Origin of the sequence: Microbacterium sp. RURRCA19A (genome assembly GCF_900156455.1) — a bacterium.
Taxonomy (GTDB): domain Bacteria; phylum Actinomycetota; class Actinomycetes; order Actinomycetales; family Microbacteriaceae; genus Microbacterium.
Window position 1 is genome coordinate 1467637 of the sequence record NZ_FTNQ01000001.1, and the last position, 24915, is coordinate 1492551.

33 protein-coding genes are annotated in these 24915 nt (G+C 65.6%); 9 read left to right on the forward strand and 24 right to left on the reverse strand.

Annotated elements, in window-relative coordinates:
* Nucleotides 1-35 precede the first annotated feature (35 nt).
* From rplO to BW982_RS07175, 23 genes are all read right to left on the reverse strand, one after another.
* A complete protein-coding gene (rplO, locus tag BW982_RS07065; RefSeq protein WP_076491299.1) occupies nucleotides 36-572 on the reverse strand; it encodes a 50S ribosomal protein L15 in 537 nt (178 codons plus the stop codon).
* Nucleotides 572-757: a 50S ribosomal protein L30 gene (gene rpmD, locus BW982_RS07070; RefSeq protein ID WP_013583998.1), complete on the reverse strand. Its 186-nt coding sequence runs from the start codon at nucleotides 755-757 to the stop codon at nucleotides 572-574. Before rpmD ends, rplO begins: the two co-directional genes overlap by 1 nt.
* Nucleotides 757-1413, reverse strand: coding sequence for a 30S ribosomal protein S5 (gene rpsE, locus BW982_RS07075; protein ID WP_254845535.1), 657 nt, complete (start codon nucleotides 1411-1413; stop codon nucleotides 757-759). Before rpsE ends, rpmD begins: the two co-directional genes overlap by 1 nt.
* A 20-nt stretch (nucleotides 1414-1433) precedes the next feature.
* On the reverse strand, nucleotides 1434-1793 hold the full coding sequence (gene rplR, locus BW982_RS07080) for a 50S ribosomal protein L18 (protein ID WP_022877830.1): 360 nt from the start codon (nucleotides 1791-1793) through the stop codon (nucleotides 1434-1436).
* 2 nt (nucleotides 1794-1795) lie between these two features.
* On the reverse strand, nucleotides 1796-2332 hold the full coding sequence (rplF, locus tag BW982_RS07085) for a 50S ribosomal protein L6 (protein ID WP_076491304.1): 537 nt from the start codon (nucleotides 2330-2332) through the stop codon (nucleotides 1796-1798).
* A gap of 6 nt (nucleotides 2333-2338) precedes the next feature.
* Entirely contained in the window at nucleotides 2339-2737 is a 399-nt protein-coding gene (gene rpsH / locus BW982_RS07090; protein WP_076491307.1) for a 30S ribosomal protein S8, read from the reverse strand.
* A 91-nt stretch (nucleotides 2738-2828) separates the two neighbouring features.
* Nucleotides 2829-3419: a 50S ribosomal protein L5 gene (rplE, locus tag BW982_RS07095; protein WP_076491310.1), complete on the reverse strand. Its 591-nt coding sequence runs from the start codon at nucleotides 3417-3419 to the stop codon at nucleotides 2829-2831.
* A gap of 2 nt (nucleotides 3420-3421) precedes the next feature.
* Nucleotides 3422-3781 carry a 50S ribosomal protein L24 gene (gene rplX / locus BW982_RS07100; RefSeq protein WP_076491312.1) on the reverse strand — a complete coding sequence of 120 codons (360 nt, stop codon included), beginning with the start codon at nucleotides 3779-3781 and terminating at the stop codon, nucleotides 3422-3424.
* A gap of 2 nt (nucleotides 3782-3783) precedes the next feature.
* Nucleotides 3784-4152 (reverse strand): 50S ribosomal protein L14, encoded by a 369-nt coding sequence (rplN, locus tag BW982_RS07105; RefSeq protein ID WP_013584005.1) that lies wholly within the window; start codon nucleotides 4150-4152, stop codon nucleotides 3784-3786.
* 35 nt (nucleotides 4153-4187) lie between these two features.
* Nucleotides 4188-4520, reverse strand: coding sequence for a 30S ribosomal protein S17 (gene rpsQ, locus BW982_RS07110; RefSeq protein WP_076491314.1), 333 nt, complete (start codon nucleotides 4518-4520; stop codon nucleotides 4188-4190).
* Nucleotides 4520-4831, reverse strand: a complete 312-nt coding sequence (rpmC, locus tag BW982_RS18575; RefSeq protein WP_013584007.1) for a 50S ribosomal protein L29 — start codon at nucleotides 4829-4831, stop codon at nucleotides 4520-4522. Before rpmC ends, rpsQ begins: the two co-directional genes overlap by 1 nt.
* Nucleotides 4831-5250: a 50S ribosomal protein L16 gene (gene rplP, locus BW982_RS07120; RefSeq protein ID WP_013584008.1), complete on the reverse strand. Its 420-nt coding sequence runs from the start codon at nucleotides 5248-5250 to the stop codon at nucleotides 4831-4833. Before rplP ends, rpmC begins: the two co-directional genes overlap by 1 nt.
* Complete coding sequence (gene rpsC, locus BW982_RS07125) at nucleotides 5250-6008, reverse strand: 30S ribosomal protein S3 (protein WP_058230882.1); 759 nt, start codon at nucleotides 6006-6008, stop codon at nucleotides 5250-5252. Before rpsC ends, rplP begins: the two co-directional genes overlap by 1 nt.
* Nucleotides 6008-6406, reverse strand: a complete 399-nt coding sequence (gene rplV, locus BW982_RS07130) for a 50S ribosomal protein L22 (RefSeq protein WP_058623970.1) — start codon at nucleotides 6404-6406, stop codon at nucleotides 6008-6010. The genes rpsC and rplV overlap by 1 nt, the downstream gene beginning before the upstream one ends.
* 25 nt (nucleotides 6407-6431) lie before the next feature.
* Entirely contained in the window at nucleotides 6432-6713 is a 282-nt protein-coding gene (gene rpsS, locus BW982_RS07135) for a 30S ribosomal protein S19 (RefSeq protein WP_022878257.1), read from the reverse strand.
* A gap of 12 nt (nucleotides 6714-6725) precedes the next feature.
* Entirely contained in the window at nucleotides 6726-7565 is an 840-nt protein-coding gene (rplB, locus tag BW982_RS07140; protein WP_076491316.1) for a 50S ribosomal protein L2, read from the reverse strand.
* 24 nt (nucleotides 7566-7589) lie between these two features.
* Nucleotides 7590-7889 (reverse strand): 50S ribosomal protein L23, encoded by a 300-nt coding sequence (rplW, locus tag BW982_RS07145; protein WP_022878259.1) that lies wholly within the window; start codon nucleotides 7887-7889, stop codon nucleotides 7590-7592.
* A complete protein-coding gene (rplD, locus tag BW982_RS07150) occupies nucleotides 7886-8548 on the reverse strand; it encodes a 50S ribosomal protein L4 (RefSeq protein WP_076491318.1) in 663 nt (220 codons plus the stop codon). The genes rplW and rplD overlap by 4 nt, the downstream gene beginning before the upstream one ends.
* A gap of 4 nt (nucleotides 8549-8552) precedes the next feature.
* Complete coding sequence (gene rplC, locus BW982_RS07155; RefSeq protein WP_022878261.1) at nucleotides 8553-9212, reverse strand: 50S ribosomal protein L3; 660 nt, start codon at nucleotides 9210-9212, stop codon at nucleotides 8553-8555.
* Between the two features lie 8 nt (nucleotides 9213-9220).
* Entirely contained in the window at nucleotides 9221-9529 is a 309-nt protein-coding gene (gene rpsJ, locus BW982_RS07160; protein ID WP_013584016.1) for a 30S ribosomal protein S10, read from the reverse strand.
* Nucleotides 9530-9967: 438 nt separating this feature from the next.
* A complete protein-coding gene (locus BW982_RS07165; RefSeq protein WP_076491321.1) occupies nucleotides 9968-10183 on the reverse strand; it encodes a hypothetical protein in 216 nt (71 codons plus the stop codon).
* Nucleotides 10184-10289: 106 nt separating this feature from the next.
* Nucleotides 10290-11213 carry an NAD-dependent epimerase/dehydratase family protein gene (locus tag BW982_RS07170; protein WP_076491324.1) on the reverse strand — a complete coding sequence of 308 codons (924 nt, stop codon included), beginning with the start codon at nucleotides 11211-11213 and terminating at the stop codon, nucleotides 10290-10292.
* Nucleotides 11210-12211, reverse strand: coding sequence for a GDP-mannose 4,6-dehydratase (locus BW982_RS07175; protein ID WP_076491327.1), 1002 nt, complete (start codon nucleotides 12209-12211; stop codon nucleotides 11210-11212). The genes BW982_RS07170 and BW982_RS07175 overlap by 4 nt, the downstream gene beginning before the upstream one ends.
* 800 nt (nucleotides 12212-13011) lie before the next feature.
* Here BW982_RS07175 and BW982_RS07180 point away from each other — a divergent pair.
* The gene (locus BW982_RS07180; RefSeq protein WP_175611049.1) at nucleotides 13012-14097 is read left to right on the forward strand and encodes a glycoside hydrolase family 28 protein; all 1086 of its coding nucleotides are present in this window, start codon (nucleotides 13012-13014) and stop codon (nucleotides 14095-14097) included.
* A 22-nt stretch (nucleotides 14098-14119) separates the two neighbouring features.
* Here BW982_RS07180 and BW982_RS17690 read toward each other — a convergent pair whose 3' ends face one another.
* Nucleotides 14120-15451, reverse strand: coding sequence for a hypothetical protein (locus BW982_RS17690; protein WP_139327340.1), 1332 nt, complete (start codon nucleotides 15449-15451; stop codon nucleotides 14120-14122).
* A gap of 158 nt (nucleotides 15452-15609) precedes the next feature.
* Between BW982_RS17690 and BW982_RS07185 the strand changes: the two genes are divergently transcribed.
* The 8 genes from BW982_RS07185 to BW982_RS07220 all read left to right on the forward strand — a co-directional run bounded on the left by BW982_RS07185 (nucleotide 15610) and on the right by BW982_RS07220 (nucleotide 24910).
* Nucleotides 15610-17046, forward strand: a complete 1437-nt coding sequence (locus BW982_RS07185; protein ID WP_076491330.1) for a tyrosine-protein kinase domain-containing protein — start codon at nucleotides 15610-15612, stop codon at nucleotides 17044-17046.
* Between the two features lie 17 nt (nucleotides 17047-17063).
* Entirely contained in the window at nucleotides 17064-17639 is a 576-nt protein-coding gene (locus tag BW982_RS07190; protein ID WP_254845557.1) for an arsenate reductase/protein-tyrosine-phosphatase family protein, read from the forward strand.
* A gap of 263 nt (nucleotides 17640-17902) precedes the next feature.
* Nucleotides 17903-18754, forward strand: coding sequence for a glycosyltransferase (locus BW982_RS07195; protein ID WP_076491335.1), 852 nt, complete (start codon nucleotides 17903-17905; stop codon nucleotides 18752-18754).
* Entirely contained in the window at nucleotides 18751-19947 is a 1197-nt protein-coding gene (locus tag BW982_RS07200; protein WP_083696543.1) for a glycosyltransferase, read from the forward strand. Before BW982_RS07195 ends, BW982_RS07200 begins: the two co-directional genes overlap by 4 nt.
* Entirely contained in the window at nucleotides 19944-20894 is a 951-nt protein-coding gene (locus tag BW982_RS07205) for an NAD-dependent epimerase/dehydratase family protein (RefSeq protein WP_076491340.1), read from the forward strand. Before BW982_RS07200 ends, BW982_RS07205 begins: the two co-directional genes overlap by 4 nt.
* Nucleotides 20891-21520 (forward strand): serine O-acetyltransferase, encoded by a 630-nt coding sequence (locus BW982_RS17430; RefSeq protein WP_076491980.1) that lies wholly within the window; start codon nucleotides 20891-20893, stop codon nucleotides 21518-21520. The genes BW982_RS07205 and BW982_RS17430 overlap by 4 nt, the downstream gene beginning before the upstream one ends.
* Nucleotides 21513-22613, forward strand: a complete 1101-nt coding sequence (locus BW982_RS07215) for a glycosyltransferase (protein WP_076491343.1) — start codon at nucleotides 21513-21515, stop codon at nucleotides 22611-22613. Before BW982_RS17430 ends, BW982_RS07215 begins: the two co-directional genes overlap by 8 nt.
* A 158-nt stretch (nucleotides 22614-22771) precedes the next feature.
* Entirely contained in the window at nucleotides 22772-24910 is a 2139-nt protein-coding gene (locus tag BW982_RS07220; protein WP_139327341.1) for a hypothetical protein, read from the forward strand.
* Nucleotides 24911-24915: the final 5 nt, after the last annotated feature.

The window sequence follows — 24915 nt, forward strand, 5'->3', positions numbered from 1 at the left end:
GGCCACACGGCCGCCGGCCCCTTCGGGGTGTGACGTCAGTTGATGGAGCCGCCGGCGGCGACGATCTTCTGCTCGGCGGAGCCGGAGACCTTGTCGACCGACACGTTGAGCGCGACCGAGATGTCGCCGGTGCCGAGCACCTTGACCTTCTCGTTCTTACGCACGGCGCCCTTGGCCACCAGGTCGACGACGGTCACGTCGCCGCCCTGCGGGTAGAGCTCGGCCAGCTTGTCGAGGTTGACGACCTGGTACTCGACCCGGAACGGGTTCTTGAAGCCGCGGAGCTTCGGGGTGCGCATGTGCAGCGGCATCTGCCCACCCTCGAAGCCGACCTTGACCTGGTAGCGGGCCTTGGTTCCCTTGGTACCACGACCGGCGGTCTTACCCTTCGAGCCCTCACCGCGACCGACACGGGTCTTCGCAGTGTGGGCGCCGGGGACGGGACGCAGGTGGTGCACCTTCAGCACGCCGGGGCGCGCCGCGGGAGCGGCATCCTTCTTCGCGGCCGTCTTACGGGCCGGAGCCTTCTTCGGGGCGTCGACCGTGGTGGTCTCGTCCTTCTTGTCAGCCATTAGTCGATCTCCTCAACCTTGACGAGGTGGGCGACGGTCTTGACGTAGCCGCGCGTCTGCGCGTCGTCGGGACGGACGACCGAGTCGCCGATCCGCTTGAGACCGAGCGAGCGCAGCGTGTCACGCTGGTTCTGCTTCTCGCTCACCTTGGACTTGATCTGCGTGACCTTCAGACGCTCGGCCATCAGGCACCTACCTTCTGGGCGGCGGCCTCGGCGCGCACGAGGCGGGCCGGGGCGACCTGGTCGAACTCCAGACCGCGGCGGGCGGCCACGGCACGGGGCTCCTCGAGCGACTTCAGAGCCTCCACAGTCGCGTGCACGATGTTGATCGTGTTCGACGAGCCGAGCGACTTCGAGAGGACGTCGTGGATGCCGGCGCACTCGAGGACGGCGCGAACGGGACCACCGGCGATAACACCGGTACCGGCGGCGGCGGGGCGCAGGAGCACCACACCGGCGGCGGCCTCACCCTGGACGGGGTGCGGGATGGTCGAGCCCGAGCGCGGCACGCGGAAGAAGTTGCGCTTGGCCTCTTCGACACCCTTCGAGATGGCGAGGGGGACTTCGCGGGCCTTGCCGTAGCCGACGCCCACGACACCGTTGCCGTCGCCCACGACGACGAGCGCCGTGAAGCTGAAGCGACGCCCACCCTTGACGACCTTCGAGACGCGGTTGATCGTCACGACGCGCTCGAGGAACTGGCTCTCGTTGCGGTCGCGCGAACCACGGTCGCGCTGGTTGGTGTTGCGCTCACGACCACCGCGGCGCGGCTCGCGCTCACGCTCGGCGGGTGCCTGGGACCCAGCCGCACCCTCAGTCGGTGCAGTCTGCTCGGTCACTTCGGTCTCCTTGTTGTCACTCACAGGTTCAGCCCTCCTTCGCGGGCGCCTTCGGCGATCGCGGCGACACGACCGGCGTAACGGTTGCCGCCGCGGTCGAACACGACGTCCGAGAAGCCGGCAGCCTTCGCGCGCTCGGCGACGAGCTCGCCGACCTTGCGGGCCTTGGCGGTCTTGTCACCGTCGAACGAACGCAGGTCGACCTCGAGCGTCGAGGCGGACGCCACGGTGTGACCCTTGCTGTCGTCGACCAGCTGGACGAAGACGTGGCGGGCCGAGCGCGTCACGACGAGACGGGGACGGAGCTCCGTACCCACGACCTTCTTGCGCAGACGAGCGTGGCGACGCGCGCGGGCGGCGGACTTTGTCTTGATAGCCATGGCTACTTACCACTCTTTCCGGCCTTGCGGCGCACAACCTCACCCGCGTACCGCACACCCTTGCCCTTGTAGGGCTCGGGCTTGCGGATCTTGCGGATGTTGGCGGCGGCCTCGCCGACGGCCTGCTTGTCGATGCCGCTCACGGTCAGCTTGTTGTTGCCTTCGACCGTGAGGGTGATGCCCGCGGGCGGGTCGATCAGGACGGGGTGCGAGAAGCCGAGGGCGAACTCGACCGAGCTCCCCTTCTGCGCCACGCGGTAACCCGTGCCGACGACCTCGAGGCCCTTGGTGTAGCCCTGGGTGACACCGATGATGTTGTTGTTGATGAGCGTGCGGGTCAGGCCGTGGAGCGACCGCGACTCGCGCTCGTCGTCGGGGCGGGTGACGAGAACCTGGTTCTCCTCGACCGACACCTCGAGGGGGGATGCCACGGTGAGCGTGAGCTCGCCCTTGGGGCCCTTGACGGCGACCTCCCGGCCGTTCACCGAAACGGTGACGCCGGCGGGGATGTCGATGGGAAGACGTCCGATACGCGACATGTCAGATCACCACACGTAGGCGAGGACTTCCCCGCCGACGCCCTTCTGCTCGGCCTGACGGTCGGTGAGGAGACCGGAGGAGGTGGACAGGATGGCGACGCCCAGGCCGCCGAGGACCGTGGGGACCTCGGTGGACTTCGCGTACACGCGGAGGCCGGGCTTCGACACGCGCTTGATGCCGGCGATCGACCGCTCGCGGTTCGGGCCGTACTTCAGCGTCATGGTGAGGGTCTGGCCGACACGGGCGTCCGAAACGGACCAGTCGGCGATGTAACCCTCCTGCTTGAGGATCTGGGCGATGTGCGTCTTGAGCTTCGAGCTCGGCAGCGACACGGAATCGTGATGTGCCGAGTTCGCGTTGCGCAGACGGGTCAGCATGTCTGCGACCGGGTCTGTCATCGTCATGTGTTGCTTCTTTCGATCATGAGGTTTCGACTGCCGTTACACGACAGGCGACCTTCGATGAGAGGCCCCCGGGATCCCGGGGGCCCGGGGCTCAGGCCTGAGCGTCCGCCGACTGGAACGGGAAGCCGAGCTGACGCAGCAGCGAGCGGCCCTCGTCATCGGTCTTGGCGGTGGTGACGATCGTGATGTCGAAACCACGCACGCGGTCGATGCGGTCCTGATCGATCTCGTGGAACACGGACTGCTCCTGGAGACCGAAGGTGTAGTTGCCGTTGCCGTCGAACTGCTTGGCCGAGAGACCGCGGAAGTCGCGGATACGGGGCAGCGCGAGGTTGACGAGACGGTCCACGAACTCCCAGGCACGGTCGCCCCGGAGGGTGACGTGCGCACCGATGGCCTGGCCCTCGCGCAGCTTGAACTGCGCGATGGACTTGCGGGCCTTGGTGACGATGGGCTTCTGACCGGTGATCTTGGTGAGGTCCTCGACCGCGCCATCGATCACCTTGCTGTCGCGAGCAGCCTCGCCGACACCGGTGTTCACGACGACCTTGACCAGACCGGGGATCTGCATGACGTTCGCGTAGCCGAACTCTTCCTGCAGGGCCTTCTTGATCTCGGTGTTGTACTTCTGCTTCAGGCGGGGCTGGATCTTGCCAGCCTCCACGGCAGTGTCGGTGCTCATATTCAGAGGTCCTTGCCTGACTTCTTCGCGTAGCGCACACGGACGGTGCGCTTGACGCCGTCCTTCACCTGCTCCTCGACGCGGTGACCGACACGGGTCGGCTTCTTGGTCGAGGGGTCGACGATCGCGACGTTGGAGATGTGGATCGGGGCCTCGAACGTCTCGATGCCACCGGTCTTGGTGCCGCGCTGGGACTGGCCGACGCGGTTGTGCTTGGTGACGTAGTTGACGCCCTCGACGATAACGCGGTTCTGCTCGGTGAGGACCTCGAGGACCTTACCCTGCTTGCCGCGGTCGCCGCCCTTGTCCTGCTTCTTGCCCGAGATGACCTGAACCAGGTCACCCTTCTTGATCTTCGCCATGATCAGATGACCTCCGGGGCGAGCGAGACGATCTTCATGAACTTCTTGTCGCGAAGCTCACGGCCGACCGGTCCGAAGATGCGGGTGCCGCGGGGCTCCCCGTCGTTCTTCAGGATCACGGCGGCGTTCTCGTCGAACTTGATGTACGAGCCGTCGGGACGACGGGTCTGCTTGACCACACGGACGACGACGGCCTTGACCACGTCGCCCTTCTTGACGTTTCCACCGGGGATCGCGTCCTTGACCGTGGCGACGATGACGTCGCCCAGGCCCGCGTACCGGCGGTTCGAGCCGCCCAGCACACGGATGGTCAGCAGCTCCTTGGCGCCGGTGTTGTCGGCGACCTTCAGCCGGGATTCGTTCTGAATCACTTGTTACTCCTTGGGTTCCAAGCAAGCCGCGAGGCTTACTTGGCCTTCTCGAGGATCTCGACCAGGCGCCAGCGCTTGGTGGCGCTGAGCGGACGGGTCTCGTTGATGACGACCAGGTCGCCGATGCCGGCCGAGTTCGTCTCGTCGTGGGCCTTGACCTTCGACGTGCGACGGATGACCTTGCCGTAGAGCGGGTGCTTCACCCGGTCCTCGACCTCGACGACGATCGTCTTGTCCATCTTGTCGCTGACGACGTAGCCACGACGCGCCTTGCGGTAACCGCGGGCGCTCTCGTCACGGACGTCGTTCGCGGCGTGCTCGTGGCCGACGACCTGCGCCTCGGCTTCTGCCTTCTTCGCGGTAGCCATTACTCCGCCTCTTCCTTCGCGGCGTCGTCGGCGGCATCCGCCTTCTTCGCCTTGCTCTTCTTCGCCTTCGTCGCCTCGACCGGGGCCGGGGTGGCGCGGATGCCGAGCTCGCGCTCACGGATCACCGTGTACAGGCGCGCGATGTCGCGCTTGACTGCACGGATGCGGCCGTGGCTCTCGAGCTGGCCGGTGGCCGACTGGAAGCGCAGGTTGAACAGCTCTTCCTTGGCCTTGCGCAGCTCCTCGACGAGGCGCTGGTCTTCGAACGTGTCGAGCTCGCTCGGGGCGAGCTGCTTGGTGCCGATCGCCATTACGCGTCGCCCTCCTCGCGCTTGATGATGCGTGCCTTCAGCGGCAGCTTGTGGATGGCACGGGTCAGTGCTTCACGAGCGAGTTCCTCGTTGACACCGGCGACCTCGAAGAGGACGCGACCCGGCTTGACGTTCGCAACCCACCACTCGGGCGAACCCTTACCGGAACCCATGCGGGTTTCGGCCGGCTTCTTGGTGAGCGGGCGGTCGGGGTAGATGTTGATCCACACCTTTCCACCACGCTTGATGTGACGCGTCATCGCGATACGAGCGGACTCGATCTGACGGTTCGTCACGTACGCGGGCGTGAGCGCCTGGATGCCGAACTCACCGAACGACACCGTGGTGCCACCGGTGGCCTGACCCGAGCGGCCCGGGTGGTGCTGCTTGCGGTACTTGACCTTGCGGGGGATGAGCATTACGCCGACGCTCCTTCTGCCACGGGGGCCTCGTTGCGCGGGCCACGACGACGGTCGCCACCGCGGTCGTCACGACCGCGCGACTTGGGCGCGTTGGCCTGCTCGCGGGCGAGCTCCTTGTTGGTGAGGTCGCCCTTGTAGATCCAGACCTTCACGCCGATGCGGCCGAAGGTCGTCTTGGCCTCGTAGAAGCCGTAGTCGATGTTCGCACGCAGGGTGTGCAGGGGCACACGGCCTTCGCGGTAGAACTCCGAGCGGCTCATCTCGGCGCCGCCGAGGCGGCCGGACACCTGGATGCGGACACCCTTGGCGCCCGCGCGCTGCGCGCCCTGCAGGCCCTTGCGCATCGCGCGGCGGAAGGCCACGCGGGCGGAGAGCTGCTCGGCGACACCCTGGGCGACCAGCTGAGCGTCCGCCTCGGGGTTCTTGACCTCGAGGATGTTCAGCTGGATCTGCTTGCCGGTGAGCTTCTCGAGGTCGGCGCGGATGCGCTCGGCCTCGGCGCCGCGGCGACCGATCACGATGCCCGGGCGGGCGGTGTGGATGTCGACGCGGACGCGGTCACGCGTGCGCTCGATCTCGATGTTGCTGACGCCCGCGCGGTCGAGCGAGGTGGTCAGCAGGCGACGGATCTTGATGTCCTCGGCGAGGTAGTCGGCGTAGCGCTGTCCGGGCTTCGTCGAGTCGGAGAACCAGCGCGACACGTGGTCGGTGGTGATGCCGAGGCGGAAGCCGTACGGGTTGACCTTCTGTCCCATTACTTGCTCGCCTTCTTGTTGGCGCGAGCCGGGGCCGCAGCTGCGTCTTCCGGCGTCGCGAGCACGACCGTGATGTGGCTCGTGCGCTTCTTGATCTGGAAGGCGCGACCCTGTGCGCGGGGCTGGAAACGCTTCAGCGTCGTGCCCTCGTCGACGTACGCGTTCTTCACGTACAGGTCGGCGTCATCCAGGTACTCGTTCGTCTTGTCGGCGGTGACGCGAGCGTTCGCGATCGCCGAGGCGACGAGCTTGTAGATCGGCTCGCTCGCGCCCTGCGGCGCGAACTTCAGGATGGCGAGGGCCTCTTCGGCCTGCTTCCCCTTGATGAGAGCGACGACACGACGAGCCTTCTGAGGGGTCACGCGGATGTGTCGCACGCGTGCGATGGACTCCACCATTTCTCTCTCCTCTTACGCCCCCGCGTCAGCGGCGGCGGCCCTTCTTGTCGTCCTTCACGTGGCCGCGGAAGGTGCGGGTGGGCGAGAACTCGCCCAGCTTGTGGCCGACCATGGTCTCGGTCACGAACACGGGGATGTGCTTGCGACCGTCGTGCACGGCGATGGTGTGTCCCAGCATGGCGGGGATGATCATCGAACGGCGCGACCAGGTCTTGATGACGTTCTTGGTGCCGGCTTCGTTCTGCGAGACGACCTTGCGAAGCAGGTGCTCGTCGACGAAGGGGCCCTTCTTAAGGCTGCGAGGCATCTTCCTCTACTCCTACTTGCGCTTCTTGCCGGCGGTGCGACGGCGGACGATCAGCTTGTCGCTTTCCTTGTTCGCGTGGCGGGTGCGGCCTTCGGCCTTACCCCACGGCGAAACGGGGTGACGACCACCGGACGTCTTGCCCTCACCACCACCGTGCGGGTGGTCGACCGGGTTCATGGCGACACCACGGACGGTGGGACGGACGCCCTTCCAGCGCTTGCGGCCGGCCTTGCCCCAGTTGATGTTCGACTGCTCGGCGTTGCCGACCTCGCCGATCGTGGCGCGGCAGCGCACGTCGACGTTGCGGATCTCGCCCGAGGGCAGACGCAGCTGCGCGTAGGGGCCGTCCTTAGCGACCAGACGCACCGAGGCGCCGGCCGAACGGGCCATCTTCGCGCCGCCACCGGGACGCAGCTCGATCGCGTGGATCACGGTACCGGTGGGGATGTTGCGCAGCGGCAGGTTGTTGCCGGGCTTGATGTCGGCGCCGGCACCGGACTCGATGATGTCGCCCTGCTGCAGCTTGTTGGGGGCGAGGATGTAACGCTTCTCGCCGTCCTTGTAGTGCAGGAGCGCGATGCGCGCGGTGCGGTTGGGGTCGTACTCGATGTGAGCGACCTTGGCGTCGATGCCGTCCTTGTCGTTACGACGGAAGTCGATCAGACGGTACTGGCGCTTGTGACCGCCACCGATGTGACGCGTCGTGATGCGGCCCTGGTTGTTGCGGCCACCGGTCTTCGACAGCGGGCGCAGCAGCGACTTCTCAGGCGTCGATCGGGTGATCTCGGCGAAGTCGGCCACCGACGAGCCGCGGCGACCGGGCGTCGTGGGCTTGTACTTGCGAATAGCCATTGTTCTTGTCCTCTATCCCGACCGTCAGCCGACTGCCGTGAAGATGTCGATGGTGCCCGACTTGAGGCTGACGATCGCGCGCTTGGTGTCCTTGCGCTTGCCGATGCCGAAGCGGGTGCGACGGGCCTTGCCCACGCGGTTGATCGTGTTGACCGAAGCCACCTTGACGCCGAAGATCTTCTCGATCGCGAGCTTGATCTCGGTCTTCGAGGCGCGGGGGTCCACGAGGAACGTGTACTTGCCCTCGTCGATGAGCGAGTAGCTCTTCTCGGAGACGACCGGCTTCAGGATGATGTCGCGCGGGTCCTTGTTGACGGCGGTCATGCCGAGACCTCCTCGGTGGCGCCGGACTTCGAGGCGACGAACGCGTCGTAGGCGGCCTTGGTGAAGACGATGTCGTCGGAGACGAGCACGTCGTAGGCGTTCAGCTGGCCGAAGGTCAGCACGTGGACGTACGCGAGGTTGCGCACGCTCTTCACCGTCAGCTCGTCGTCGCGGTCGATGACCACGAGGACGTTCTTGACGGCGCCGAAGGCGGTCAGAACCGCGGCGGCGGCCTTGGTCGACGGGGCACCCTCGATGCCGAACGACTCCACGACGTGGAGACGCTCACCGCGAGCGCGGTCGCTCAGCGCGCCCAGGAGCGCGGCGGCGATCATCTTCTTGGGGGTGCGCTGGCCGTAGTCGCGGGGCTTGGGGCCGTGCACGATGCCACCACCGGTCATGTGCGGTGCGCGGATCGAGCCCTGACGGGCGTTACCCGTGCCCTTCTGCTTGAAGGGCTTGCGACCGGCACCGGAGACCTCGCCACGACGCTTGGTCGAGTGCGTGCCCTGGCGGGCGGCGGCGCGCTGGGCGACGACGACCTGGTGGATCAGCGGGATGTTCGTCTTGACGTCGAAGATCGCGGCGGGCAGCTCCACGGAGCCGGCCTTCTTGCCGTCGGACTTGCGAACGTCGAGCGCGAGAGTCGAGTCAGCCATGAGATCAGGCACCCTTCACTGCGTTGCGGACGTAGACGATGCGGCCACGCGCACCGGGGACGGCGCCCTTGACGAGCAGCAGACCCTTCTCGGCGTCGACGGCGTGCACCGTGAGGTTGAGGACGGTCACGCGCTCGCCACCCATACGGCCGGCCATGCGCATGCCCTTGAAGACGCGGCTCGGGGTCGACGAGGCGCCGATCGAACCGGGCTTGCGGTGGTTGCGGTGCGCACCGTGCGAAGCGGAGACACCCTTGAAGTTGTGACGCTTCATGACACCCGCGGTGCCCTTGCCCTTGCTGGTGCCGACGACGTCGACCAGCTGGCCGGCCTCGAAGAGACCGTCGACCGTGAGCTCCTGACCGAGCGAGTAGTCAGCGGCATCCGCGGTGCGGACCTCGGTGAGGTGGCGGCGCGGGGTGACACCCGCGGCCTCGAAGTGGGCCGTCAGGGGCTTGTTCACCTTGCGGGGGTCGATCTGGCCGTAGCCGATCTGAACGGCGTTGTAGCCGTCCTTCTCGACCGAGCGGAGCTGGGTCACGACGTTCGGGGCGACCTCGATGACGGTGACGGGAACGAGCTTGCCGTTCTCGTCCCACACCTGGGTCATGCCGAGCTTGGTGCCGAGGAGGCCCTTGGAGATCTTGGAGTTGATGTCAGCCATGTCGAACCTCAGAGCTTGATCTCGATGTTGACATCGGCCGGGAGGTCGAGACGCATCAGCGAGTCGACGGCCTTGGGCGTCGGGTCGATGATGTCGATGAGGCGCTTGTGGGTGCGCATCTCGAAGTGCTCGCGGCTGTCCTTGTACTTGTGGGGCGACCGGATGACGCACACGACGTTCTTCTCGGTCGGCAGGGGGACCGGGCCCACCACGGTGGCACCGGCACGGGTCACGGTGTCGACGATCTTGCGCGCGGACGAGTCCAGTCCGGCGTGGTCGTACGACTTCAGGCGAATGCGGATCTTCTGTCCCGCCATTGTCTGCTCACTCTCTTTATCGCGTCTTACCCGACCAAGGGCATCGGACGCACGGTGGCGCTCTCGCGCCCTGGCACTTCCCCTCGCTCACGCGAGAGATGCTGCACCGCTGTTCAGCTGTCAAACCGGATGCCATGGCTTCCGGCCCGCCCCTCGCGCGCAGGCGCGCGGCTCCCGTGAAGGAAGAGGGGGTTCGGTGTGTGTTCTGCTACCCGCGGCCCAGGACCCTGCGCTCACGCGCCGCCTGTGCACTGCCCTGGCAGTGATCCTGGCGCGCGCCGAGCGCACGCCGGAATGTGGAACCTGGATAGTCTACGGGGCGCCCGGGCGTGTCGCAAACCCGGGCGTGTCGCACGCGGCATATCCTCAGCCCCCGGTCCGGAACACCACGACGCCGTCCCCGATTTCCGGGGACGGCGTCGAAGGGATGTATGTCGGTCAGGCGTTGCCGATGGACTCGTCGACGTTCTCGCGCACCTCGTCGACCTTCGAGTGCTGTTCGGCGGGCACGATCTTCTTGACGGCGTCCGCGGCACCGTCGAGGAGCTTGTCGCTGACCTCTTCGGCCTTCTCGCTCTTGAGCGCCTCCTCGATCTTGTCGCGGTTCTGGTCGAACAGCTGCTTGCCCTTGTTGATGATGTCGTCGACGCCCATGGCGGTCTCCCCTCGTTCAGACGGACCTGATTCTCCGCTGGTGGGCCCATTGTGCCGACTGCGCCCCTACGGCGGAAGCCATGTACTCCACGACATCGCTCGGAACTCAGGCTGTGACGGAGGCCACGCTGTCCGCGATCATCTGCTCGAACGCGATGACGGGAGCCCATCCCGTCTCAGCCCGCAACCGTCTGGCGTCTCCCGTGATGGAGGCCGGGTCGTTCGGCCTCACGAGTGACGGATCGACTCGGGTCTCGGGCACGGGGTGCCCGAGAGCGGCACTGACCGCCGCCAGGATCTCTCTCCCTGATCGCGTGGTGCCGGAGGCGACGTTGTAGATGTCATGCGACACGCTCGGCGCCGTGATGAGGGACAGGTACGCGCGGGCGACATCCCGGACATCGGTGTAGTCACGGCGCGTGCTGAGGGAGCCCACGGACATGACATCGCCCGAAGACGACTCCGTGATGCGGCGGATGAGGTCGGGGATGAGGAACCCGGGTCCCTGACCCGGACCGGAATGGTTGAACGGCCGCGCTACCACCGTGTCCAACCCACGGCCTCGGTAATACGCGAGCTGGTTCTCGACGAGCACCTTGCTGACGGCGTACGGAGACGAGAAACCCACGGACGCGGCCTCGTCGATGTAGGAGTCCCCGGGGCCGGTCGCGTAGACCGCGCCCGAGCTGACCCCGACGATGCGCCCCCCGCCCGAGCCCCGCAGGAGTGCCTCGGCGAGGTGGGTGACCATCGCGCTGTTGGCCGACAGATAGAGCTGCGGTCGGTTGAACGAAGCACCGACCGCTGCAAGACCGGCCAGATGTACGACGTCCGCATCCGTGGGGGCCTGCGACGGCCACTCTTCTGTGAGATCGGCACCGACGTAGTCGTCGACGATTCCGTCGAGCGAGTCCGGGATCGGCGAGTCTCGACCGATGGCGAAGACCGAGAAGCCGGCCTCCGCCGCGATACGGCAGAGGTGAGCGCCGACGAAGCCACCGGCACCCGTGACGACGAGCGTCTGCGTCATCGGTTCTGCAAGCGGCCCTGTTCCGCCAGGTCGTGGGCGACCATGAGCCGCACGAGTCCGGGGAAGTCGACCTCGCGACGCCATCCGAGTTCGTTCTCCGCCTTGGACGGGTCGCCGAGCAGGATGTCGACTTCGGCGGGACGGAGGAACGCCGGGTTCTGCACCACGTAGGGCCGCCAGTCGTCGATCCCGATCTCCGCGAACGCGAGGGTGAGGAACTCCTCGATCGAGTGCGTCTCGCCGGTCGCGAGGACGAAGTCGTCGGGCGTCGAGTGCTGCAGCATCCGCCACATGCCCTCGACGTAGTCGCCGGCATAGCCCCAGTCGCGCTTGGGCCACAGGTCTCCGAGCTCGATGTTCGGCTGGAGCCCCAGCTTGATGCGGGCCACGGCGTGCGTGATCTTGCGGGTGACGAACTCGACGCCGCGGCGTTCTCCCTCGTGGTTGAACAGGATGCCGCAGGACACGAACATCCCGTAGCTCTCGCGGTAGTTCTTCGCGATCCAGTGACCGTACAGCTTCGCGACACCGTAGGGGCTGCGCGGGTGGAACAGTGAGTTCTCGTTGTACCCGGCGCCGGGACGGTTGTAGTCCAGGCCGCCGAACATCTCGGAGGTGGATGCCTGGTACACCTTCGTGCGCTCGGTGCGGCCGGTGATGCGAACGGCCTCGAGCACGTTCAGAACCCCCTTGGCCGTCACGTCGGCCGTCAGCGTGGGGTTCTTGAAGGAGTACCCGACGTGGCTGATGGCGGCGAGGTTGTAGACCTCGTCGGGGTCGCTGACCTCGATCGCGCGCACCAGAGAAGTAGGGTCGATCAAGTCGCCTTCGATGAGGGTGACGTAGGGGAACTCGGCGACGGTGGCCTCTTTGCGCGGGTTGTTCTGCCCACGGATCAGACCGAAGACCTCATAGCCCTTCGCGTGCAGAAGCTCGGCGAGGTGCCCTCCGTCTTGGCCGGTGACACCGGTGATGAGTGCTCTCTTGCTCGCAGCCATCCGCTTCTTCCTCTTCTCGACGGGCGGAAAGACGCCAGACCGACGCCAACGCTCAGCGTACCTCGGCCCCTAGGGCCACCCGCCTGGGCACTCACCAGGACACTCACCCGGACGGGCTGTGGCGCCCGCATGACACGATGCCGCCCTCGGCCGGATATATCGCGGACAACGTCGAAACCTGCGGGGCGAGGATGCCGCCTCGCGTCGCGGCTGCAGATGCCCCCGGATGCCCCGCGGACATTGGTCGCTACCGCCGCCTCCACGGCCCGCCCTAGGAAGATTCTCCTGTCCGAGGAAACCGGGCAAACCAAGGCTCCGAATGCCACTGCGAGCTATTAAGCAGTCACCACACTGACGCAGGGAAGCCGCCCAGGTACCGAATCCATAATCGTGCGGTGAAGAAGCGGGTGGAATTCGCGATGGCGGTCGTCATCGTCGTCCTCGTCGCGGGTTCAGCGTGCACCCCTACACCGAATCCGAGGCCATCCACAACGCCGGCTCCCGCGGCTACGGCACTCGGTCCCGGGCCAGGAGACCGACGTGACGTCCACCGACCCGAGCTTCCGACAACCACCTGCGCGACGATCTCGTCGCAACTCGACATGCCGGACGGCGTGGCTAGCGACGACCAGGAGGCGAGCCCTCCCGACACCGATCGACTGCAACGGGCGCTTGACGAGTGCGCGCAAGCAAGTGAGGCGATAGTCGCCGTGAAGTTGGTGACATCCTCCGCGGGGCAAGACTTCTTGAGTGGCCCATTGACGATCCCTCAAGGGGTCTCGCTTGTTCTGGATTCGAATGTGACCCTGTATGCCTCGCGCAACCCGGCCGACTTCCAGATCGCGGGTTCTCCGGACTGTGGCTCCGTGGCGGGATCGGGAGGAGGATGCCGCGCGTTCCTCTCCTCAACGGCACGGAACGTGGGGGTGCAGTCCGTTTCCGCGACCAACGGCTCTGTCGGTCGAATCGACGGGCGCGGCGGCATGAGGATGTGGGGCCGCACGCAATCGTGGTGGGACATCGCCGAACTTGCACGCGAAAGCGGCTTTCAGAACGTCCCGCGACTCCTCCAGACGGACGGCGCCAACAACGTCGTGCTTTCTGACGTCGAGTTGCGAAATGCGCCGGGATACCACGTCTATGCGTCGAATGGCGATGGATTCACCGCGTGGGGCGTTCGCGTTCGCACCCCCGCGTCCGCTCGGAACACAGACGGGCTCGACGTCGACGGGACCAGGAACGTCACCATCGCCTACTCGTACATCTCCTCTGGTGACGACGGCATCGGCATAAAGGCATCGACTCAGCGGACGGAGCACGTGAGCGTCTTCGAGAATCACCTCTACGGCACTCATGGCCTCTCGATCGGGGCACTCACTGCTGGGGGCGTGGACGACGTCTTCGTTCACGACAACACGATCACGGGCGTGGATGCGTTCGGGACGCCCAGCGCCACCTCCATCGGCGTGCGAATCAAGAGCGCATCGCGCTTCGGCGGAAAGGTCGAGAATGTGACCTACTCCGACACGTGCATCGATCGGGTTCTTCGCCCCATTGATATAGACCCCTTCTATTTCGGCTTGGAGGGCAAGACAAAGCCCTGGTTCACCGGCATCTCGATCACCGGCCTCTCCGCCGCCAACTCACCATCCGGAGCCGTCATGAGGCTGAACGGCCTCGACAGCGATCACCCATTGGGATTGACGATGTCTGACGTCCAGGTTGACACGCCGAATGTCAGTTCATCGCACGCCCAGATCGCGATGAACGGCGTCACATTTGGGGGCGAGCGGCCTCATCTCAAGGGTGTCGGCGTGAGCGTTACCGCTACCCAGTCTCCAATCACGCCACCCATCTGCACCTTCCCGCCCTTCCCAAACGCCTAGACGCGCCTAGAGGCAGAACGGGTCAGCCGTTAGTCCCGGCGCCAGGCAATCCCCCAGTCGGCGGCAAGCTGGGGCTCACGGATGGACTAGTGGTGGAATCGGTGGGGGTTGGCGTAGATGCACCGCCGTCGGTCGAATTGCTCGTACCTTGAGTGGTGCCCACATTGCTTTGACTGCCGTCGCTGCCACCGTTGCCTGTGTTCACGGGCGGCGTGGTTGCCTGGCCGCCACCGCTCGAAGAGTTCCTCGATGGCTGGGACGTAGTCCCCGATGTACCGAGTTCGCGCGCGTTCTCGGCACGGAGGGAGTTCAGCGCCTCCGCATACGCAGAAATGTCTGCCAACCCGTCACCGCCCGCGAGCTGGACTTCTCGAAGCTTACTGACCGCGTCCCGCACAGCTGTTCGGAAGCCTTCGTCAGCAGCCGCGTTCGATTCGGTCTGAGCAACCGCCACAGACTCGATGTTGGACCCCACGTCGCGCAGCGAACTGCGGAAGTCCCCGAGAGCGCTGGCCAGCGACGAGCGGGCGTCGCGCACCGCTTCGATTCGGGATGGGATCATGTCTCGCACTTTTCGAACGGCGTCCAATGCCTTACCGACGGAAGCGAGAGATGATTCGTTGATCTTGGGCCTTTCGTACTCGGGGATCACCACTACCTGGGGAGTCGCTACGGCCGACGCCAGGCGAGCACGTTGCTGCTCTGCAGCTTGTAGCGGCCCGGCATCCATCTTTCCGGCGAGCGAGGCGAAGATCGGAGTGGCTAGGTCGCTCAATCTGACTCCCTCCGCGACCGCGTCTTCGTAGAACCCGGCCGCGGTCCGCAAGGTCTGGAGGTCATTGCGCAACTCCGCTTCGCGCTCCCGCAAACTGACCATCGCCTCAACGGCCGGATTCGATGTCGCGCGTTGCACGAGCGCGAATCCCGTGACGGTGACGAGTGCGACGGCCGCGAGGACCGCGACACTGACACTGAGCCAGTTACCGAGTCGACCCCGCCGGGTCGGGTCCAGGAGCGCACGACTTCCGGCCCTTGCCTGATCGGGCGAGAGCCATTCCCGAGCTCCCGACTCTCGTGAGATACGCCGCGCCCGGCTCTCTGCGCCCACGAACTGGATGAGTCGGTCCGCGCCGTCCGACATACCGTCGGGACCGGATGTCCTATCCGCGCCCGAGAGCGCGGCGGGCGACTCGGGGTCAGCTGGGAACAACTCAGCCAGCTCCCGCGCCTGAGATGACGCCTGGGATGGCACGGAGTCTCCACGCGGACCTACCAGATCGTGCAAGGCGCCTGCCGAGCTCGTCTTGGCCGCCCTTTGGTCAGCCTCCGAGAACAGAATGGACAGATCCTTCATTGGCACTCCAGATGGCCCGGGATGGCGGGTATCCCCGGATGACGTAGGGTGGTCGGAGGGCCGCACGTAGCGACACGGATATTCATGAGGATACCCCCGACGTTCGCACCCACACTTGTAGTACACGGCACCAATTCCCATCAGCGAATGGACGAGGCTTGGAACTACGCGATTACCTCCGGATCCTTCACCGGAACTGGATTTTGCTCCTCTCTCTGACGGTTTTAGGTGGAGCGGGAGCCTACGGCTTATCGCTTCTTCAGACACCGAGCTATGAGGCGACAACCCAGCTGTACGTCTCAGTCCGCACCGATACCTCCGGCGTGAGCGAACTCGCGCAGGGCACGAACTTCGCCCGTCAGGCCGTCGCCAGCTTCGTTGACGTCGTCGACAGCGCCGTGGTCCTCGATCGTGTCATCGACGATCTGAACCTGAACCTCACGCCGCAAGCGCTCGCGAAGTCGATCAACGCGTCCACGCCGGTGAATTCGGTCGTGATCTCCATCACGACGACCAATTCGGACCCTGAGCTCGCCGCAGCGATCGCAAATTCGGTCGGGTCTAACTTCGCAGACGTCGTCGTGAACCAGCTCGCAAAGCCGGAAGGCGATTCACCGAGCCTCGTTCGTATCGAAACGATCGAACCCGCTCTCGTACCCACTTCTCCGTCAACTCCGCGGATTCCGCTCAACGTCGGTCTCGGCATCCTCGTCGGTCTGGCCGCCGGCCTCGGCATCGCGGTGCTTCGAACGGTGCTCGACACCCGGATCCACTCCCTGCACGACATCCAGTCAGCCACCGACAAGCCCGTCCTCGGCGGAATCGCGTTCGACCCAGAGGCGAAGAAGCGCCCTCTGATCGTGCACGCGGACCCCAGGAACCCACGCGCGGAGTCGTTCCGCAGCCTGCGCACGAACCTGCAGTTTGTGGACGTGGACGGCGATTCTCGGATGTTCGTGATCTCTAGCGCCGGACCGGCCGAAGGAAAGTCGACCACGGCAGCGAATCTCGCTATTGCCCTCGCCGAGACGGGTGCGAGAGTCGCCCTTGTCGATGGAGACCTACGACTCCCCCGCGTGGCCGAGTACATGGGCCTCGAAGGCAGCGTCGGGCTTACTGACGTTCTCATCGGTCGTGCCGAACTCGTCGACGTTCTCCAGCAATGGGGTACGGGGAGGCTGTTCGTGCTTCCTTCCGGACAGACACCGCCGAACCCATCCGAGATGCTCGGAAGCCAGGCGATGCAGCGCACCTTGGAAGCCCTGTCCAAGGCATTCGACTACGTCATCATCGACGCGCCGCCGCTCCTCCTCGTCACCGACGCCGCGGTCGTATCGCGATTCGCGAGCGGCGTCATCCTCATTGCCGCCTCCGGTTCGACGAAGCGCCCGAACTTCGCTGCCGCCGTCGACCGTTTGGATGCCATCGGCAGCCGCCTCTTCGGCGTGATCGTCACCATGCTCCCCGCGAAGGGTCCCGACAGCACTGGCTACGGCTCCTACGCCTACGCTTCTGCGGGGAACAACAAGGAGCTCAGTCGCGACGAGCCACGCTCCCGCCGAGCGCGACGCGAACGCGGAGCTGAGGACGAGTGACGTTCACCGTCCTCACGGTGTGCACGGGGAACATCTGCCGCTCGCCCTACGCAGAAGTCGATCTGCAGCGGCGTCTCGCAGGGCTCGACGTGCGGGTCGTGAGCGCCGGCACGGGCGCCCTCATCGGCGAACCGGTGCCGGAGCCGGGGCTCAGACTGGCCGCGGAGGCAGGCATCGACCTATCGGGCCATCGCGGCCGCCAGATCGCCGAACAGGACGTCCGGGACGCGGACCTCATCCTGGCGTTGACCCGAGAGCATCGCAAGGCCATCGTGGCGGTGAGTCCGGCTGCCTTGCGACGAACCTTCACACTTCTCGAATTCGCCCGCATCGCCGAATATTTTCGGAACGACGCGAGTGTGCTGTCCGGCACTCACGCTACGGACTCCGACCGCCTCGCTCACCTCGTCGCTTTCGCCGCTCGCGTGCGCGGGACGATCCCGCCGCCCGACAATCCGGGCGACCTCGACATCACCGACCCCTTCCTGCAATCCGACGCGGTGTACCGCGAGTCCTACGGCACGATTTCAGGCGCCGTGGGGCCGATCGCGGAATTCCTCATCCCCGATCCGACACGCTCCGGACGCGAGTGAGCCGGTTTCGTTCATCGCACGGAAAGTAAAAATACTGTTAAACGCCGTTTCCGGCGAGCCGAGACGGATAGCGTGGATTCACCGGGGGCGGGTCGAGATGGTCGAACACGCCTCCCCACACCGATCCACACCCGCGGGAGCCTCCGATCTTTGACTCTCTTCCCCACCACTCGAAGATCCTCTGGATCGCCGCCTCCGGGGGACACATTGCGGAGGCCGCAGCGATCGATTCCGTTGTGAGTTCGTCCCCGGACTCCCGTTGGGTGACGTTCGACAACGCGCAAACGCGCTCCCTACTCGATGGCAAGAACCGTACGTACGTCCCTTACGTGGCACCACGAGATCTCGTGGCCAGCGCCAAAGCCGCCCGCACCGTTTCGTCGCTCCTGCGCAACGAACGATTCGACGCCTGTATCAGCACCGGATCGGCGGTGGCCGGCCTCGCCGTTCCGCTAGCCGCTCTATCGGGCGTCCCCTCGTTCTACGTCGAGAGCGTGGCCCGATTCCACGGCCCGTCGCTCACGGGCCGGATCATGCGGTTCGCCCCGCGCGTTCGCACCTTGACCCAAGCGCCGACGTGGGCTTCGACTAACTGGCCGTTCGAAGGAACGATTCTGGACGGCTGGGAATCGACACCCTACGAGTTGCCCGAGCGCGCTCGACGCGTGATCGTCACGCTTGGGACGATTCGCCCCTACACCTTCGACCGGGCGGTCGCCGCCGTGCTTCCGGCGCTGAAGCCCACGGACGACGTCGTTTGGCAGCTCGGAATCACCCCCACCCGCCCCAACCTGCCAGGTCGCGTGTTCGCGGATATGGAGTTCGAGACGATGTCGAACGAGGTCAAGCGCGCGGACGTCGTGATCAGCCACGCGGGAGTGGGATCCGTCCTGCTCGCCCACCAGTGGGGCAAGTACCCGGTACTCGCCACGCGTTCCTCCAGTCACGGAGAGCACGTGGACGACCACCAGAGAGAACTGGCGGGCGCACTCACCGATCGAGATCTCGCCGTCGAACTCGATCTCGACGATCCGAGTCGTAACGCGGACGTCCTCGATCGCGCCGCCCATCGGGCAGTGCGCGCCGTCCAAACCGAAAGGACCACCGGTTCATGACCTTCCTGGATTTCTCGCCGCCCCCCTCCCAGGTCGACCGTCTGATTGTCCACCAGTTCGATCCCGCACGTCCGTCTCCCGGAGGCATCGACACTTGCCTCCGAGGAGTATGCCGTTACATCCCCGAGGGTTATCACGTTGCCGTCGCCGGTGTGGATACCGGCAGCGGACCTGCCGGTCGCAAGGTCGGGCAATGGGAACGCCATCGCATGGGTGTGCAGGAGTTCTGGTTCCTCCCCGTCACCGTGCTGGACCCCGCAGATCAGGCGCGGCGCATCCCGCACGCCGTCCGGGTCGTGAGTGGTCTTCTGCGCCACCGGCGTGCATTGCCGCGACACCGGGTCCTGCAGGTGCATCGCATGGACACCGCAGCAGTTCTGGACCTGGTCTTCCGCGCTCCGCAGCTCTACTGCATCCACACTCAGGAGAACGGTCTCGTCGGCCGGACCTCCGATTCATTTTGGCGCTTCCTGGGCGGCGCCCACCAACGCCTCGAGCGCCGCGTGGTCACGAAGGCCGCCTCGATCGTTGTCTTCAATGAGGCATACACGGAGATCGTGCGCCGCTGGAACGACCAAGCGGTGTTCTCTCCCACCTGGTACGACCCCGCCCTCATCATCCCCAACGGGCCACACACGGACAGTCACGCCATTCTCTGGGTCGGTCGCTTGGAGGTGCCGAAGGACCCGCAGCTCGCTGTCCGAGTCCTCGAAGCGGTTGCGAAAGCCGACCCCGACTCCCCATGGAGTCTGCACCTGCTTGGCTCCGGGACACTCGCGGACGAAGTGGCGTCGGTCGTCGCAGACCTTCCTGAAGGCATCCGCGACCGCGTGCACCTCCACGGGCGTGTAAAGCCGGAGGATGTCGCGCGTCGGATGTCGGAGGCCGATCTCTTCTTGATGACGTCCTTTGCCGGATACGAAGGGTATCCCCGAGTCCTCGTCGAGGCCATGGCCTCCGGCCTGCCCGCCGTGGTGACGCAGGGAAGCGACACCGGAGGCATCGTCGTGGACGGCGTCACGGGGTTCACCTGCGACCGCGACGCGGCGAACCTCGCGGCAGCGCTGCTTCGGGCGAAATCGATCGACCGCGCGCACGTGACCGCGGCCGTCGCCGAGCTGGACGCCCCCACGCTCGTGGAGCGCATGCTCACCTTGCCCCGACTCAGCGAACAAGAAGGATCCCGCACATGAAAGCTCTTATCACCGGTGTCGCCGGCTTCGTCGGACACACGCTCGCCCGGCGCCTCCTGAGCGAGGGGCACGAGGTAGTCGGCATCGACGCGATCACCGACTACTACGACGTGTCGATCAAGCGGGCCAACCTCGCATCGATCCCCGCGGACGGTTTCCGCTTCGTCGAGGCGGACCTGAACGACGCGGACCTTGGCTCACTCCTGGACGGTGTGCAGTGGATCTTCCACCAGGCCGGTCAGCCCGGCGTGCGGAAGTCCTGGGGCTCCGACTTCGGCATTTACACCCTCGCCAACATCAACGCCACGCAGCGTCTGCTCGAAGCCGCGCGCAACACCCCATCGCTCGAACGTTTCGTCTACGCATCGTCGTCATCTGTGTACGGGAACGCCGAACGCTATCCGACGGAGGAGACTGACCGACCGCAGCCGATGAGCCCCTACGGGGTGTCCAAACTCGCGGCCGAACACCTCTGCACCTTGTACGCCGAGAACTTCGGCGTACCCACCGTCTCGTTGCGGTACTTCACCGTCTACGGTCCCGGTCAGCGCACCGACATGGCGTTCACGCGCTTCCTTCGTGCGATCGTGACGGGCGACAAGATCACGATCTACGGCACCGGCGAGCAGATCCGGGACTTCACCTTCGTGCACGACGTGGTGGATGCCAACGTACGTGCTGCCGCGATCGACAGCACACCCGGCTCGGTCTTCAATGTGGCCGGCGGGACGAGCATCTCCGTCAACGGCGTTCTGGACATCCTTCGTGAGATCTGTGCCGAGCCCGTGAACGTCGAGTACCGCGAACCGGTCGCAGGCGACGTCTTCCGGACGGGCGGGAGCACCGACCGCATCACCGAGACTCTCAGGTGGGCTCCCCAGTTCACGCTGGAGGAGGGCCTCCGTGCGCAGTACGAGTGGGCGCGGAAGACCTTCGCACCGGCATGAGTACGTCCGCACCCGCCGAGGCACCCACGGGCTGGCGCCGCATCGAGGATCGGCAAGACTATCGCGAGTTCCTTCGCGATGACCTCGCCGCGCATGGGCTCGGCCGTTGGCGCTTCTACCTCGCGCCTAAGTACCCAGAACTCGCCTACCAGCGACTGCTCCGCCGTGTGGAGTATGCCCAGACACGCCGCGGGATGCTCGGGCGCGTGCTGTACGCCTTCCACCGACTGCGTCTCGCACGTAGGGCGGTCCTCACCGGAATATCCATCCCGCCTGGGGTCTTCGGCCCAGGGCTCTCCGTGGCCCACCTCGGCAGCATCGTCGTCAACGACCGCGCGCGCGTTGGCTCCTGGTGCCGCATCCACTCGGGGACGAACATCGGCGTCCACGACGGCGGCGTGCCAACGATCGGGACGCACGCATACATCGCCCCCGGCGCGGTCGCATTCGGAGGCATCACAATCGGCGACGGCGTCGCGATCGGCGCCAACGCCGTCCTGACCAGCGATGTCCCCGACGGCGTCACCGTCGGGGGAATCCCGGCGCGTGTCATCTCTCATGGCGGGTCCGTCGGCTCGCTTCCCGAATGGTTCCCCCGGCTCGAAGGACGACCTGATAATGACTGACACGATCTGCATCCTCGTTCCGGGGCTGTCCGGAGGCGGAGCCGAGTTCGTCGCTGGGCAGTGGGCTACGGGTCTGGCGGAGTCCGGCCGTGACGTCCTCGTGGTCGCGACGCACGAATCCGCTGTGCCGGCCCGCGATCTGCCGTTTGAGGTCCGGACCATGGCATCCACGACTTTCCCCGCGCGGGTGCGCGAGCTCGCGGGAATCCTGTCCGCGACCCGACCGGCGGTCATCGTCTCGCTCATGCCCCACTGGAACGTGCTGTCGCTTCTTGCCACCTCTGTGATGAGCGGCGCTCGCCCGCGGACCATCATCAGCGGCCGGAACATCGAGTCGGGCCTATCTGCGCGGATGGGCCGGTCGTATCGCGCAGAGCTCTTCCTCGCGCACCGCCTGTATCGGCGGGCCGACGCCTACGTGGCGATCTCCCACCCCGTCGCCGCCGAAGCGATTGCCTCCTACGGCCTGAAGCCGGAGAGGGTCTGGGTGGTCCCTAATCCAGCGGCCGGGAAGGTGGATCTCGACGCGGCACGGCAGGCACGCCAAGAACGCCTGAACCGAAGAGACAATCGTGGCCCGCTTCGGCTCGTGATCCCGGGACGCCTCGTACCGCAGAAGCAACCGGAGATCCCCGTCCTTGTCGCCTCGCGCCTCCGCGAGCTCGGCGTAGCCGTGGACGGGATCGATTACTTCGGCTCCGGCCCTCTGCAGTCGAAGGTCGAGCATCTCGCTCGGGAGGCGGGCATCGACGTCAAGATGCACGGGTGGGTCGATCGCTGGTTCGATCACGCCGGCCCTGGATCGGTCCTGCTCCTGCCCTCCTATGCGGAGGGTTTCGGCAATGTATTCGTCGAAGCGGGAGCCTACGGCGTGCCTAGTGCGGCGACCTCCCGCGCGCTCGGCGTGGCCGACGCGATAGCGCCCGGCCTCACCGGCCATCTGGCCCCCAGCGACTCCATTGGAGATCTGGCCGAGGCCGTTGCGAAAGCCGCTGAGATCACCGTCCCGGTCGAATTGGACGGTTGGCTGCGCAACTTTTCTCGGTCGTCCAGCCTCGAAATACTCGAAAGGGCAATGTTTACATCGCGCTAATCCGAGAATACTTTCTCCACTACCCCTTTCCCGATAACCTCTGTTCATCGACGAATTGAGGTCCCATGTCTTCCACTCCCCCCAGGGAAGCAGCCCATTCACGACGACGAATCCTTGGCGCGTCGGTCGCGGGAATAGCCGGAGGAGTCGCTGCCGCGATGTCCTCCGGAACCCCTTCCTACGCAGCCGATCCGGTGACATCCGTGAATGGCAAAACAGGTGACGTAACGTTGGCGGCGGCCGATGTGGGCGCACTACCGGGGGCCCAGGTCGAAAGCGCAGTCATCTTCGCCGCGCCCGGGCGCTTCGACGGAATATTCCCGGACGGCTCGGCTTCGAGTTCAATCGGGCTCACCCGGGCCATCAACGCCACACCCGCTGGGGGGACACTGATCGTTCCGCCCGGGCAGTACTCTCTCGACACCCGGCTTGAGATCCGGAAGGACATGACGCTCGTCCTCGAAGGCGCGGAATTCACTCTCGTCGCCGCGCCCAACGGCACACCTCCCACGGGATTCCTCGATGTTCGCGGCGCCTACGAAGACGTCTACCCCGTCCAATCCTTGACGCAGGGCACGCAGACGGTCGACAACCGGACGCTGCGGACCTACCAGATCGAACTGAGCTCCTCGCCCCCGTGGGCGAGGGGAGACGTGATCAAGTTGATCGCCGACGATCCCATCGAGGGGGCGCGTCCGGGCTCCGGAGGGCTCGCTTCCCGCGTCGGGCAATACCTCGTCGTGCGGTCGGTGAGCGGGGGCACGGTGATCGTCGACGGAGAAGATCTCACGGATCCCTTCACCAACAACCTGCGGGTCTCGCGTCTCCGAAAGCAGAGCTTCCGCCTTCGTGGGGGCAAGGTCAGCACTGCTGCGAGCGGGATCGACTCGTGGTCGAACTCCACCCTCTACCTTCAGGACCTCTACGCCCCCATCATCGACAATCTGCAGATCGGTGCCGCTCCGTCCCAAATGATCCAGCTCCTCGGGTGCTACGGGTACACACTGCGAGATTGTTTCCTCGGATACGCCCCCAACGACCCGAGCGCCTCCCGCTTCGGTTACGGAGTTCTCGACAATTGCTGTGCGTATGGCACCATCCGAGGGCTGATCGCGCACAACGTACGACATGCCTATACGGACGACACCCCCCGGCTGAGTGCCGGCGACGGGACCGTCGGTGCATACGGCCGCACCTTCAAGACGAAGATCGTCGACTCACATGGGCATGGTACTTCCGGCATCACTTGGGACACCCACTCAGCGTCGCAAGGGATCGAGTTCCGCTCCTGCACTGCGGTCGGTTCCGCCCCGGCAGGCTTCGGGCTCCGGGGGCGCCAGCACATCGTCACCGGCTGCGAGGCCCTCGGGACGGACGAGGGTCTCCTCGTGTACACGGAGGACAGCAACACCGACAGTTGGGGACACATCATCTCCGACCTCACGATCCGGGATGCCCGAAAGAATGCGATCAACGCGACGCTCAACGCGAGCGAGAGCCGTCCAACGATAATCACCGGGCTCGTTGCAGAGAACTGCGCACGCGTTCTTTATTGCAAGAACGTCAACCTGATTCTCAACGACCTCGCGTACATCGCCCCCGCGACCGTCGCGAACGGCAATGCGGTGGTCACCGCCAACGCGGCGGTCATCTCCGGACAGTCGTGGACCTTCGATTACAGTTCCAACTCGAACGGCACCGGATTGCTCAGCGTCTCGACCAGCGCGGCGTCGGTCACCCGAATTCAGGGATGCGCCGTCCGGTATGGCTCGACCGCGAACGCTCAGCGGCACCAGTACTTCGCGCGCGGCGCCAACAACACCGCATTCTCGCGCTTCGTGCTCACGGGTCTCACGTTCGATTTCGCGCCCGGCACATCACCGTATGGACCGATAGCCAACTGCACGTCGATAGATCCTGCATCGATCCTCGACTGGATCGCCTACGAGGGCGCCGTCGCCACCTCGGCTGCAGCATATCTCTGGAACACCAGCACGACGACGGCGGAACCGCACGGCGCAAACTACATCTCCCAAGCCATCCCGCGAGCGGCGTCCAGCTCCGTGCTTCTGTTCTTCAATGTCGAGTACCACAGCAACCTCTTCATCATGAAGGACGGAAGGCTTCCCGGTCAGCAGCTCCTGCTGATCAACCAGTCCGCGGTCAAGAATTTGACGATTCGGAGTGGGGATGCCGCGTACAACGTGACCACGCTATCCGGGTCCAACGTGGTGCTCACTCCGGGTCAGCAGTTCCGCCTCGCGTGGAACGGTACGACATGGCTTGAGGTTTCGTAAGACGG